Raw genomic sequence first — 12,121 nt, forward strand, 5'->3', positions numbered from 1 at the left:
GAGGCGGTCGCGACGGATGTCAGCCACAAGAACAACAAGGGGCGAGGCGCACATGCCGGCGAAAACCCGATCCGTGAACACCCATCACGCCCGCCAGGCCGTCGCGCGACCCGCGCGGATGGCGTCGTCGTCCCCGCTCTCCCTTCCCGCGGCGCGCGAGTCGCTGCACGCAACCAACCGATAAGGAACAATACATGGCACGCATGACTCCCAGCGAGGCGCTCGTCGAAACGATGGTCGCCAACGGCGTCACCGACATCTTCGGCATCATGGGCTCGGCCTTCATGGACGCGATGGACATCTTCGCGCCAGCCGGCATCCGCTTCATTCCGGTGGTCCACGAGCAGGGCGCCGGGCACATGGCCGACGGCTATTCGCGCGTCAGCGGCCGCCACGGCGTGTGCATCGCGCAGAACGGGCCGGGCATCACCAACTTCGTCACCGCCATCGCCGCCGCCTACTGGGCGCACAGCCCGGTCGTGGTGATCACCCCGGAAACCGGCTCGATGAGCCAGGGCCTCGGCGGCTTCCAGGAAGCCCAGCAACTGCCGTTCTTCGAGACCATCACCAAGTACCAGGGTCATGTCGCCAACCCGGCGCGGATGGCCGAACTGACCGCGCGCTGCTTCGACCGCGCGATGCTGGAAAACGGCCCGACCCAGCTGAACATCCCGCGCGACTTCTTCTACGGCGACATCAACGTCGAGATTCCCAAGCCGATCCGCATCGAGCGCAGCGCCGGCGGCGAGCAGAGCCTGGCCGAAGCCGCGGCGATGCTGGCGCAGGCGAAGAACCCGGTGATCATCTCCGGCGGCGGCGTGGTGATGGGCGACGCGGTGGAGGAGTGCAAGGCGCTGGCCGAATTCCTTGGTGCGCCGGTGGTGAACAGCTACCTGCACAACGACTCGTTCCCGGCCAGCCACCCGCTGTGGTGCGGTCCGCTCGGCTACCAGGGCTCCAAGGCCGGGATGAAGCTGATTTCCCGCGCCGACGTGGTGGTCGCGCTGGGCACCCGTCTCGGCCCGTTCGGCACGCTGCCGCAACACGGCATGGATTACTGGCCGAAGAACGCCAAGATCATTCAGATCGACTGCGACCCGACCATGCTCGGCCTGGTGAAGAAGATTTCCGTGGGCATCTGCGGCGATGCCAAGGCCGCCGCGGTCAGCCTGCACGAGCGCCTCAAGGCGCTGGATGTGGCCTGCCTGCAGACCAAGGGCGCGCGTGCCGAAGAAATCGCCGCGGAGAAATCCGCCTGGGAAGCGGAACTCGACGACTGGGTCCACGAGAAGGATGAATACTCGCTGGACATGATCAAGGAGCAGGAGGGCGAGGAGGGCAGCTACCTGCACCCGCGCCAGGTCCTGCGCGAGCTGGAGAAGGCGATGCCGGCCGATGCCATGGTCTCCACCGACATCGGCAACATCAACTCGGTCTCCAACAGCTACCTGCGCTTCGAGAAGCCGCGTTCGTTCTTCGCCGCCATGAGCTTCGGCAACTGCGGCTACGCGCTGCCGACCATCATCGGCGCCAAGGTCGCCGCGCCGCACCGCACCGCCATTTCCTACGCCGGCGACGGCGCTTGGGGCATGTCGATGATGGAAATCATGACCTGCGTGCGGGAGAACATTCCGGTCACCTCGATCGTTTTCCACAACCGCCAGTGGGGCGCGGAGAAGAAGAATCAGGTGGACTTCTACAACCGCCGCTTCGTCGCCGGCGATCTGGAGAACCAGAGCTTCGCCGAGATCGCCCGGGCGATGGGCGCCGAAGGCGTCACCGTCGACCGTCTGGAAGACGTAGGTCCGGCGCTGAAGGCCGCCTGCGCCGCGCAGAAGGACGGCAAGACCACGGTGATCGAGATCATGTGTACCCGCGAGCTGGGCGATCCGTTCCGCCGCGATGCGCTGTCCAAGCCGGTGCGCTACCTCGACAAGTACAAGGACTACTGCTGATCGTGTAAGGCTTCGGCCCGCTGCCGTCCGGCTGCGGGCCGGCATCCTCCTTGCCCGGGAGGCCTGGAACGGCACGCGCTGCACGTGTGTCGCTCCACTGATCCGAGTTCCTGCACCGTCGTTCGACGGTACAGGCCGGCGCCGTGGCGCCACATCCCGAATCTTTCTACCGGAGAGCCTTCATGCTCAGCACGATTCCCCGTGAATGCCCGCCGTTCCTGCTCGAACGCGCCAAGCGCCTGCCCAGGGTCGTCACCGCGGTGGTTAATCCGGTCAACGAATTGAGCCTGGCCAGTGCGCGCCAGGCGTGTGACGAAGGTCTGATCGAGCCGATCCTGGTCGGCGACGAGACGGCCCTTCGCGCGCTGGCCGAGCGTATCGGCTGGGACCTGCACGGCATCCGTCTGCTGCAGGCCGACGACGACGCGCAAAGCGCGCAGGCCTGCGCGATGCTCGCCGGTCGCGGTGAAGCCGCCGCGCTGATGAAGGGCCACCTGCACACCGACGTATTGCTGCGCGCGGTGCTCAAGCGCGAGGCCGGGCTGCGCACCCAGAGTCGCTTGAGCCACGTCTTCCACATGACGCTGCCGGGCAACGACCGTGCGCTGTGCATCACCGACGCGGTGATCAACGTGCAGCCGACGCTGATCGACAAGCTGCACATCGCCCGCAATGCCATCGAGCTGATGCACGCGCTGGGTTACGCCAAGCCGCGCATGGCGATCCTCTCCGGCACCGAGGAGGTCACCGCCGCCATGCCGTCCAGCGTAGACGCCGCCGAACTGGTCAAGCTGGCGGCCATCGGCGCCCTCGGCGGCGCGCATATCGAAGGACCGCTGGCGTTCGACAACGCCGTGTCGGTGGAAGCCGCGCAGATCAAGGGCATCACCGGGGAGGTGGCGGGTAACGCCGACATCCTGCTGGTGCCGAACCTTGAGGCCGGCAATTTCCTCTTCAAGCAGATGGTGTACTTCATGGGCGCCACGGCGGCCGGACTGGTGCTCGGTGCACGGGTGCCGATCATGATCACCTCGCGTGCCGACCCGCTGGAGGCGCGCCTGGCCTCCTGCGCGCTGGCCTCGATCTTCATCGACCATCAGCGCGGCCGGCTCCACGAGCGGGCCAGCTGAGCGAACACCTGGAGGAACAGTGCATGCTGCAACAACGCTATGGATTCATCGTCAAGACGCCCGACATGGACTTCCTCGCCCATCAGGGGCGCCTGAAATCGGAGCAGTTCGAAATCGCCGTATGCGCGGTGCGGACCGTCGAGGAGGCGGTCATGGTTGCCCAAGAGCTGCTCACCCGGCATGTGCAGGTGATCGAGCTGTCCGGCGGCTTCGATATGCGGGACGCCGAGCAGGTTCGCCAGGCGCTGCAGGGGCGGGCGAGGGTGGGGCTGGTGCAGTATCTGGATGCGCCGCCGTTGAGTGCCGTGGGCTAACGAGCAGCTCTTGCTATATGAAAACGGGAAAGTCGCTCAGGCAACTTTCCCGTTTCTGCATCTGTAGGTGCGATTAAGTTCAATACGCTGATCGCCGCGACTCGATAGTTTGCGCGATAAGTGCTGCGCTGCTCCGAAGTTACCTGGAGCCGCCCTTGCGACCGGCTTCAGACGCCCGATCACGATTGTTGGCGAAGTTGCCACCACTGTTCTGTCCGCCCTTGCGCCCGGCGGCTGCCGCTTTTTCGCGGTCATTGGCGAAGTTGCCAGGATTCGAATGAGCCATGCTGCACTCCTTCATCGATTGAGGGGTTTCCGGTGGTTCCGCCCGCCTAGTTCGAGCCGCCTTTGCGACCGGCTCGGGAAGCGCGTTCCCGGTCGTTGGCGAAGTTGCCACCGCTGTTGCGGCCGCCCTTGCGGCCCGCTTCGGCGGCCTTCTCGCGGTTGTTGGCGAAGTTTCCGGGGTTGCTGTGCGGGGTAGCCATAAAGGGTTTTCCTCCGTCGCTAGAACGCTGACTTCAAGAATCATTACCATCGGCTTGCACTTTTTCTGAGACCACTTTCGCCAACTAGTTCGGCGTTCAGTCGCATATCCATGGAACACTGACGAATGGTTTTCCATGAATTAATCAGGGGTGGCTTTTTGCAATTATCTGTTGGCGCACACGTTGCATTTTATGTTGTCTCGACGATGGAGCACGGTGCTCGATTGATCGCTCCGCGTTGAACTTCGACGCAACTTTCGAGTGTGTTTTTCGATACACCGCTTCGTTTGAATGCCTGCACTAGAGGCTCCCGAATAGGTGTACTTTGGTGGCAATAACTGGCGCAGAATCATTTTGCGCGTTAACGTTATCGCCGTCGAACGGAGGACTCCGCCATGTCCAGGACCGATGCCTGCGAGGAACTGAAGCTGGATAACCAGCTGTGCTTCGCGCTCTATTCCACCTCGCTGCTGATGACCAAGATCTACAAGCCGCTGCTGCAGGCGGTAGGGCTGACCTACCCGCAGTACCTGGCGATGCTGGTGCTGTGGGAGGGCGATGGCATCACCGTCGGCGATCTCAGCGCTCGACTGCTGACCGACCCCGGCTCGGTAACGCCCTTGCTCAAGCGCCTGGAAGGCATCGGGCTGATCACGCGCACCCGCAGCAGCAGCGACGAGCGCGTGGTCGAACTGCATGTCACGGAAGCGGGTTGGGCGCTGCGCAAGCAGGCCGAGGCGTTCCCGCTCTGCATCGTCGAGGCCAGCGGCCAGAGCGTGGAGGAACTGGTCGCCCTGAAGGACCAGCTGGTCACCTTGCGAAGCCATTTCCGAAACGTCCTCTGACCCGCCGCCGGCGGGTTTTTTCTGTCTGGGCAAATTTTTCGACAAATAACTTGCGCGCAAAATAAATGCGAGCTAACTTAATTCCACGGATCTGATTTGCGCTACAGAGCAGGAGTACCCCGGTTGCTCGCGCCCGTCCGTCTACCGCGACGCCAACGGGCGCCTGCACCTGACCCCACTCTTGAAAAGGAAATACACCATGTCGATCGAAAACGTTCTCTACCGTGCTTATGCCGATGCCACCGGTGGCCGTGATGGCCGCGCCGTCTCTTCCGATGGCGTGCTCGACGTCAGCCTGGCCACGCCCAAGGAGCTCGGTGGCGCCGGCGGCCAGGGCACCAACCCCGAGCAGCTGTTCGCTGCCGGCTACTCGGCCTGCTTCCTGGGTGCGCTGAAGTTCGTCGCCGCCCGCGACAAGCACGCGCTGTCGCCCGACACCTGGATCGAAGGCGTGGTTGGCATCGGCGCGATCCCCACCGGCTTCGGCATCGAGGTCGAGCTGAAGATCACCCTGCCGGGGCTGGAACGTGCGGAGGCCGAGGAACTGGTGCAGAAGGCGCACATCGTCTGCCCTTACTCGAACGCGACCCGTGGCAACATCGACGTGACCCTCACGCTGGTCTGAGCCCGTCTCGCTGCGGTAACGACAAAAGCCGCCACGGAAACCTTCCGTGGCGGCTTTTTTTTCGCCTGCGATTCGTCAGGCCGAGGTGCGCAGGCGCGCCAGGTCGCGCAGCGGCGGGGCACCGAACTGGCGGCTGTATTCGCGGCTGAACTGCGAGGCGCTCTCGTAGCCCACGCGGTAGCCGGCGGCCGAAGCGTCCAGCCCTTCGGTGATCATCAGGCGCCGGGCTTCCTGCAGGCGCAGCTGCTTCTGGTACTGCAGCGGGCTCATCGCGGTGACCGACTTGAAGCGGTGATGCAGCGTCGACGAGCTGAGGTTGACCACCTGTGCCAGGTCGTCGATGCGCAGCGGCTTGTGATAGTGCTGGTTGAGCCACTCGATGGCGCGGGCGATGCGGTGGGCCTGGCTGTCGACGATGGCGATTTCCTGCAGGCGCGCGCCCTGCGGGCTGCGCAGCAGGCGGTAGTAGATCTCGCGGATGATCAGCGGCGCCAGCGTCGGCGCGTCCGCCGGTGTTTCCAGCAGGCGCAGCAGACGCGACATCGCATCCAGCAGCGACGAGTCGACACGCTCGACGAACAATCCGCGGCTGCTTTGCGAGCGGGGCGGCTGCGGAATGCCGGTTTCGGCGATCAGCTCGGTGATCTGCGCCAGGTCCAGCGAAAGTCGCACGCAGAGGTAGGGCTCCTGCGGCGACGCCTCGATCACCCGTCCGGAAATCGGCAGGGAAACGGACGCGATCAGGTAATGCAGCGGGTCGTAGAAATAGATCTCCTCCCCCAGGCAGGCCTGCTTGCGGCCCTGGGCGATCAGGCAAAGACAGGGTTCATAGAGGGCCGGCGTGGAATGCTCGGTCGGCTGGTCGCCGCGGATCAGGTCGAGCTTGGAAATTCCAGTGGTGTGGACGCCTTCGCCGGGTACATGGCGCATCACCAGGTCGGCTAGCTCGGTGCGGCGGGTTTCGATCTCCAGCGGCAAGGGCGAATTGGAGGAGTGGGGCAGCGACATGTTCGAACCTCCCGAAGGGCTTTTCGCAAGCTTATCCCGCGCGTTCGCGCGCGTCTGCCCGACGCCGCTCGGGCGGCAGAAACGGACAACCAATGAGCAGGATCAGGCAATCGGGGGCGCCCAGGAATTTATCCGGCGCCAAAGCCCGATGGCGAACGTCAGGCGGACGCGCTGACAGTTTCAGGCAATAAACCAGCAGGAATCGACTACCCGCCGGCGCTTGCCGGGGCCTAGGCTTCACACCAAGGCCGTCTCCCGGTTCAGGTCATAGGCTATCGAGCCGGTGCCGGCCTTCCTCTCCCCTCGTTCCAGCGATGCCGCCCAGGTGTCGCGCCCGGCACCCGCCCGGCCTATGACAACAAAGCCCTATCGCCCTCATCGGGAGGACCGCAGCATGTTCGACCAGACCGTTACCCAGTTGGCCCTCATCCGTTCCCGTCGCGGACGCTCGGATGAGCTGGGCGCCCAGCTCTCGACGCTGCTCCAGCCCGCGCACGCGGCGCCGGGTTGCCTGCACTGCGCGGTGCAGCGCGACGCCGGGGACACAGACCTGTGGCTGGTCCACGCCGTGTGGTCGTCGCGCGATGCGCTGATGAGCTACCTTGGCTCGCCGCAGGCGCAGGTGTTCTCGACGATCATCGACAATTGCAGTGCGCGCGAGTTGGAATTGCGCACGCTGGAAGGCACTTTCGCCGCGCAGGAAGCGGCCCAGCGCTGCGCTGCCTGATACCGGCGGGAGACGGCCGGGGGCAGGTTTCGGAGAATGAATGTTCTCCTTCGGGTCATCGTATGACAGGATACTGGCGCCAATTAGTAGAGCGCCGTGGGTTTTCCGATGTCGACCGCTTCTTCCTCGCCAGGCGAGTCCGCTTTTTCCGCTGCAAATTCGCTTCGCGTGCGACGATCGCTGCTTTGGATTTCCGCCCTGCTGCTGGCTCTGTTCGTCGCGGCCAGTATTGCCCTGATTACTATCGCGCGAAGCCAGAACCAGGCCGCGAGCGATCAGAGCCTCTTCTATGTGAAGAAGGCGCTGGATAATCGCAAGAAGCGCCTGCAGGCGTCGGTGATGGACAACGCCTTCTGGGGCGATGCCTATCGCAACCTCCATGTGAAACTCGACCTGGACTGGGCTTACACCCGGCAGAACCTGGGCCCGACGCTGTTCGACGACCAGGGCTGCGAAGCGCTGTTCGTCGTTGACGCCTATGGCAGAACCTCTTACGCGGTGATCGACGGCAAGCTGCGACGGTCGCTGGATGCCGGCCAATGGTTGCAGCAGGACCTGTCCGACCTGGTGGCAACCGCGCGCGAAAGCGCCGAGCTGGGCGAGAGCGCCAGCCGCTACCTGCGCGTCGATGGGCGCCCGACGCTGGTCGCCGCGGCGGCCCTGACCACCGGCGGCGACCCGGAGGTCGCCGAAGTGCCGGGGCCGGCCTCGGTGCTGTTGTTCGTCGACACCCTCAGCGACGGCGAACTGCAGGTGCTGGGCGACGACTACGGCATCCATGGGCTGCGCCTGGCCCGGGATGCAGCGGACGGACAGGCCCAGCCGAACCTGGCACTGCCGGTGCAGGATGGCGCGCTGCAGCTGCGCTGGGAAGCCACCGAGCCGGGCCATTACCTTCTTTCGCTGGTGCTGCCGCTGCTGGTGAGCGCCGGTGTGCTGATCGTCGGCCTGACGGTGGTCGCATTGCGCCGCTCGCTCGTCGCGGCGCGGGCGATGGAACTCAGCTACGCCAGCCTGCAGGCAGGGCGCGCGGCGCTGGCCGACAGCGAGGAGCGCTTCCGCCAGGTCGCCGAAGCGGCCTCCGACTGGATCTGGGAAATCGACGACGAGCATCGCCTGACCTACTTGTCCGAGCGTTTTGAAGAGGTCAGCGGGCATTCCCGCGAAGCCTGGCTCGGGCGCCCGATCGACGAGTTGCTGACCAGCGCGGCCGGTTCGGTTTCCGCCTGGCTCGACGGTCACACACCGCGTCCGGGCAGCCGCAGCGTCCTGCAATGCGAATACGTCGCCGGCGACGGACTGGAGCGCGCCTGTTCCCTCTCGCTGCGGCGGATTTCCGGAAGCGCCGGCTATCGCGGCACCGCGGCCGACATCACCGAGGAGATCCAGGCGCGGGCGCGCATCGAGCACCTGTCGCAGCACGACGCGCTGACCGGCCTGCCGAACCGCCGCCGCATGCAGGAATTCCTCGACGGCAAGTTGCAGGCTTCGCCGACCCGTGAGCATCCGCTGGTGATGCTCAGCGTCGACCTGGACCGCTTCAAGCCGGTCAACGATGCGCTCGGCCACGCCGCCGGCGACCGCGTTCTCAACGAGGTCTCGGCCCGTCTGCGCCAGTGCCTGCGCGAGGGCGATCTGGTCGCTCGCCTGGGGGGCGACGAGTTCACCCTTATCGTCACCGGCATCTCTTCCCAGTACGAGGTCGAACGGCTGTGCCGGCGGCTGCTCGCGCGCATCCAGCAACCCTTCATGATCGACGACAACGAGGTGTTCATCGGTGCCAGCATCGGCATCGCGCTGGCGCCCGCCGACGGCACCCAGGCCGAAGAGCTGCTGCGTTACGCCGACATCGCCCTCTACGAGGCCAAGGAAGCCGGGCGCGACACCTGGCGCTTCTATGCCAGCGGCATGAACGAGCGGGTCGTCGAGCGCCGCTTGCTGGAGCAGGACCTGCGCCACGCGCTGCGCGATGGCGAGCTGCGGCTGGAGTTCCAGCCGCGCTACCGGGTCGATGGGCAACGCATCGCCGGTGCCGAGGCGCTGGTGCGCTGGCAGCATCCGCAGCGCGGACGGCTGGCGCCCGACGTGTTCATCCCGCTCGCCGAGGAGACCGGGCTGATCGTTCCCCTCAGCGACTGGGTGTTGCGCACCGCCTGCCTGGAGGCACGCTCCTGGCCGAGCACGGCCTTCGTGTCGGTCAACCTGTCGCCCATCGAGTTCAAGCGTGGCGAGGTGGTCGAACGGGTCCGCGCGGTGCTCGAGGAAACCGGCTTCCCGCCTGGTCAACTGGAACTCGAGCTGACCGAAAGCGTGATGCTCGACGATGCCGAGGGCGCGCTGCAGACCATGCTGCAGCTCAAGGCCCTGGGCGTGCGGCTGTCGATGGACGACTTCGGCACCGGTTATTCGTCGCTCAGCTACCTGCGCGCGTTCCCCTTCGACGGGCTGAAGATCGACCGCAGCTCCATGAGCGACCTGTCCGACTCGGAGGACAGCCTGGCGATCATTCAGGCGATCGTCGGCCTGGGCAAGGCGCTGACCCTGACGGTGACGGCCGAGGGCGTGGAAACGGCCGATCAGTTGAACCTTCTGCTGCAGGTGGAGTGCGAGGAGGCGCAGGGCTTCTATCTGGGCCGGCCGATGGTGGCGGAGGCGTTCCGCGAGGCCCTGCGCAGCAACCCCTGAAACGAAAACTGCCCGCGCGATTCTCATCGCGCGGGCAGTCCGGATACGGCCACCCGCCGGGCGGGTGGAAGCGTCAGGCGCTTAGAAGTTCACCTTGGCGATCACGCTGAAGGTGTTCTGGTCGGTCTTGCCGACGAAGTTGTCGCTGACGAAGCCGCCGTCCTTGATGCCGTACTTGTCGCTCCAGTAGTCGTATTCGATACCGACATAGACTTTCTTCTCGCCCATGTTGAGGGCCTTGCCCAGGTCGTACTTGATCTGCGGGTTGATGTGCAGGTTCTTGGACACGTAATCGCCCTTGGATTCCGAGCCCTTGGAGTTCACCACCCAGTCGATGAAGCCGTCGATCAGGATGTCCGAGTCGCCGACCGGCAGGGTGTAGGACCAGGCCGGGGTGATCTGCCACTGGCCGGACGGAACACCGGTGATACCGTCGGGTTTGCGGTAGTAGAAGTTCAGCTGGAAGTAATCGAAACCAGGGATGGCCAGGTCGAAGCCCGGGCCGAGCAGGTAGTTGCGATTACGGTTCTCGCCACGCTCGTAGGTGGCGGCCAGCAGCACGTCGGTGACCGGGCCGAAGGAGAAGGTATTGCCGCTCAGCTTGCTGTAGGAGAGACGCGGCGAGAATTCGCCGTAGTACGTGCTGTTGCCCTGACCGCTGTCCGCCTCACCGTTGTAGTTGATCCAGTCGACGAACATGAACATATCGCCCCAGGTCCAACCGCTGGCGTGTTCGAAAGTCACCGTCTGCTGAATGCCCGGGTTGACCTTGTAGTCATGGCCATTCAGATAGGTGAGGCTGTTTCCCTGCCAGAGCAGCGGGCCGTCGGCCATGGCCTGGCCTGCGGCGAGAAGTCCGCCTGCAACGATCAGAGAGGTAAGGGTACGTTTCATCGGTGTTGGCTCCCGGTGCAAAAATTATCGATCTAATAACCTGTCCGTTCAGTCAGGCTTGAGGCGATTTAGCAAGAACGAAGCCAAGAGCCGTCCTGTTTCTCGCCCGTCCGCCAAAGAATCCGTTCGGAACAGCCTGTTCTATTTTTAAGTCCCTATTTTCCAAGGATAAACAGCAGATAGCCAGTATTCCGGCGATACCCTCCCGGCAGCCGAGGAAAACAGTAGGTGCGCGGTTTTCTGACCGTGAGGACAAGTTCTGCTTTAATTTGGGGCGGCCGCCCGGCCGAGACGGCAGCCTTGGGGCGCCGCAGCGTGCAGGCGGCGTCGCAAAGGCACCGCAACGGTTCATTTCGGCACGACGAACGTAGGTGTCGGGCTGCTCTATAGTTTCGTCACACCCCTTACGCGACCTCGCGCCCATCGCTGCGCATCAACCGTCTGGTCTTTCCGATGAGTTCCACCACCACGTTCCCCGGCATGAACCAACCGGTTCGCGGCATCCTGCTGATCTGCTTCGCGGTGATGCTGTTCTCCAGCCACGACGCCGTTTCCAAATACCTGGCCGGTTTCTACCCGATCGTCATGGTGGTCTGGGCGCGATACGTGGTGCACACGCTGCTGATGCTGGTGGTGTTCGTGCCGCGCAGCGGGTTGCTGGTGATCCGCACCAAGCGGCCGGGGCTACAGGCGGCGCGGGCGCTGTGCCTGATCGGCTGCTCGCTGCTGTTCACCGCCGGGCTGCACTACCTGCCGCTGGCCGAGGCGACGGCGGTCAACTTCCTCGCGCCGTTGCTGGTCACCGCGCTGTCGGTGCCGCTGCTCAAGGAACAGGTCAGCCGCGGGCAATGGGCGGCGGTGATCTGCGGCTTCGTCGGCGTGCTGATCATCATCCGTCCCGGCGGCGCGCTGTTCACGCCCGCGGTGCTGCTGCCGCTGGGCTCGGCGTTCTGCTTCGGCTTCTATCAACTGATCACCCGGCGCCTCTCGGAAACCGACAGTCCGACCACCAGCAACTTCCTCACCGGCCTGCTCAACAGCCTGCTGATGAGCGCGGCGCTGCCGTTCTTCTGGCAGACGCCGCAGCTTGGCCACGCGCTGCTGATGATCGCGCTCGGCGCCTGCGGGATGGGCGGCCACCTGCTGATGACGCAGGCGTTTCGCCATGCCGCGCCGGCGATGCTGGCGCCGTTCAGCTACCTGCAGATCGTTTTCGCCGGGTTGATCGGCATGCTGTTCTTCGGCCACACCCCGGATTCCGGGGCGATGCTCGGTATCCTGGTGATCTGCCTCAGCGGGCTGGCCGCCGCCTGGCGCCACCGCCGCTGAGCGGCGCCTTCCACTCGCGGCATCCGCTGCAACTAATGGCGCGCCCCGCCAGTCACTCCTGACAGGAGCTTTTTTTTCGTCCGCGCCTTCCCCGGCGCGGCGGTTCCATCCTGTCGAGGAGGCA

The 12,121-nt window shown here is 64.8% G+C and carries 11 protein-coding genes and 1 pseudogene; 8 read left to right on the forward strand and 4 right to left on the reverse strand.

All coding sequences use genetic code 11. The features are described from left to right. Positions 1-194: 194 nt before the first annotated feature. The 3 genes from xsc (at position 195) to B2X67_RS19925 (ending at position 3,399) form a co-directional block, all read left to right on the forward strand. The gene (gene xsc, locus B2X67_RS19915) at positions 195-1,955 is read left to right on the forward strand and encodes a sulfoacetaldehyde acetyltransferase (protein WP_286786561.1); all 1,761 of its coding nucleotides are present in this window, start codon (positions 195-197) and stop codon (positions 1,953-1,955) included. Positions 1,956-2,137: 182 nt separating this feature from the next. Further along, complete coding sequence (locus B2X67_RS19920) at positions 2,138-3,085, forward strand: bifunctional enoyl-CoA hydratase/phosphate acetyltransferase (RefSeq protein WP_286786562.1); 948 nt, start codon at positions 2,138-2,140, stop codon at positions 3,083-3,085. Between the two features lie 23 nt (positions 3,086-3,108). Next, positions 3,109-3,399, forward strand: coding sequence for a DUF6506 family protein (locus tag B2X67_RS19925; protein WP_090223775.1), 291 nt, complete (start codon positions 3,109-3,111; stop codon positions 3,397-3,399). A 139-nt stretch (positions 3,400-3,538) separates the two neighbouring features. Here the strand turns inward: B2X67_RS19925 and B2X67_RS19930 are convergent, their stop codons facing one another. Further along, a complete protein-coding gene (locus B2X67_RS19930) occupies positions 3,539-3,685 on the reverse strand; it encodes a general stress protein (RefSeq protein WP_376747774.1) in 147 nt (48 codons plus the stop codon). A gap of 46 nt (positions 3,686-3,731) precedes the next feature. Then, positions 3,732-3,863: pseudogene (locus B2X67_RS19935) on the reverse strand (general stress protein); the annotation flags it as partial. A 416-nt stretch (positions 3,864-4,279) separates the two neighbouring features. On the opposite strand from B2X67_RS19935, the gene B2X67_RS19940 reads away from it, so the two are divergent. Then, positions 4,280-4,729 carry a MarR family winged helix-turn-helix transcriptional regulator gene (locus tag B2X67_RS19940; RefSeq protein ID WP_282342319.1) on the forward strand — a complete coding sequence of 150 codons (450 nt, stop codon included), beginning with the start codon at positions 4,280-4,282 and terminating at the stop codon, positions 4,727-4,729. 199 nt (positions 4,730-4,928) lie between these two features. Continuing rightward, positions 4,929-5,354: an organic hydroperoxide resistance protein gene (locus B2X67_RS19945; protein WP_286786564.1), complete on the forward strand. Its 426-nt coding sequence runs from the start codon at positions 4,929-4,931 to the stop codon at positions 5,352-5,354. 75 nt (positions 5,355-5,429) lie between these two features. Here B2X67_RS19945 and B2X67_RS19950 read toward each other — a convergent pair whose 3' ends face one another. Next, entirely contained in the window at positions 5,430-6,362 is a 933-nt protein-coding gene (locus B2X67_RS19950) for an AraC family transcriptional regulator (protein ID WP_282342323.1), read from the reverse strand. 394 nt (positions 6,363-6,756) lie between these two features. Between B2X67_RS19950 and B2X67_RS19955 the strand changes: the two genes are divergently transcribed. Both B2X67_RS19955 and B2X67_RS19960 read left to right on the forward strand, forming a co-directional pair. After that, positions 6,757-7,089 (forward strand): putative quinol monooxygenase, encoded by a 333-nt coding sequence (locus B2X67_RS19955; protein ID WP_282342325.1) that lies wholly within the window; start codon positions 6,757-6,759, stop codon positions 7,087-7,089. Between the two features lie 168 nt (positions 7,090-7,257). Then, positions 7,258-9,774, forward strand: coding sequence for a bifunctional diguanylate cyclase/phosphodiesterase (locus B2X67_RS19960; RefSeq protein ID WP_286786565.1), 2,517 nt, complete (start codon positions 7,258-7,260; stop codon positions 9,772-9,774). An 81-nt stretch (positions 9,775-9,855) separates the two neighbouring features. Here the strand turns inward: B2X67_RS19960 and B2X67_RS19965 are convergent, their stop codons facing one another. Further along, a complete protein-coding gene (locus B2X67_RS19965) occupies positions 9,856-10,668 on the reverse strand; it encodes an outer membrane protein OmpK (RefSeq protein ID WP_282342329.1) in 813 nt (270 codons plus the stop codon). 453 nt (positions 10,669-11,121) lie between these two features. On the opposite strand from B2X67_RS19965, the gene B2X67_RS19970 reads away from it, so the two are divergent. After that, on the forward strand, positions 11,122-11,997 hold the full coding sequence (locus B2X67_RS19970) for a DMT family transporter (RefSeq protein ID WP_286786566.1): 876 nt from the start codon (positions 11,122-11,124) through the stop codon (positions 11,995-11,997). Positions 11,998-12,121 lie beyond the last annotated feature (124 nt).

Source organism: Pseudomonas sp. UBA3153 (genome assembly GCF_002364635.1).
Lineage (GTDB): Bacteria > Pseudomonadota > Gammaproteobacteria > Pseudomonadales > Pseudomonadaceae > Pseudomonas_O > Pseudomonas_O kuykendallii.

Coding starts and splice junctions, on each gene's coding strand:
- xsc (WP_286786561.1), top strand. CDS start 195: ATGGCACGCATGACTCCCAGCGAGGCGCTCGTCGAAACGATGGTCGCC.
- B2X67_RS19920 (WP_286786562.1), top strand. CDS start 2,138: ATGCTCAGCACGATTCCCCGTGAATGCCCGCCGTTCCTGCTCGAACGC.
- B2X67_RS19925 (WP_090223775.1), top strand. CDS start 3,109: ATGCTGCAACAACGCTATGGATTCATCGTCAAGACGCCCGACATGGAC.
- B2X67_RS19930 (WP_376747774.1), bottom strand. CDS start 3,685: ATGGCTCATTCGAATCCTGGCAACTTCGCCAATGACCGCGAAAAAGCG.
- B2X67_RS19940 (WP_282342319.1), top strand. CDS start 4,280: ATGTCCAGGACCGATGCCTGCGAGGAACTGAAGCTGGATAACCAGCTG.
- B2X67_RS19945 (WP_286786564.1), top strand. CDS start 4,929: ATGTCGATCGAAAACGTTCTCTACCGTGCTTATGCCGATGCCACCGGT.
- B2X67_RS19950 (WP_282342323.1), bottom strand. CDS start 6,362: ATGTCGCTGCCCCACTCCTCCAATTCGCCCTTGCCGCTGGAGATCGAA.
- B2X67_RS19955 (WP_282342325.1), top strand. CDS start 6,757: ATGTTCGACCAGACCGTTACCCAGTTGGCCCTCATCCGTTCCCGTCGC.
- B2X67_RS19965 (WP_282342329.1), bottom strand. CDS start 10,668: ATGAAACGTACCCTTACCTCTCTGATCGTTGCAGGCGGACTTCTCGCC.
- B2X67_RS19970 (WP_286786566.1), top strand. CDS start 11,122: ATGAGTTCCACCACCACGTTCCCCGGCATGAACCAACCGGTTCGCGGC.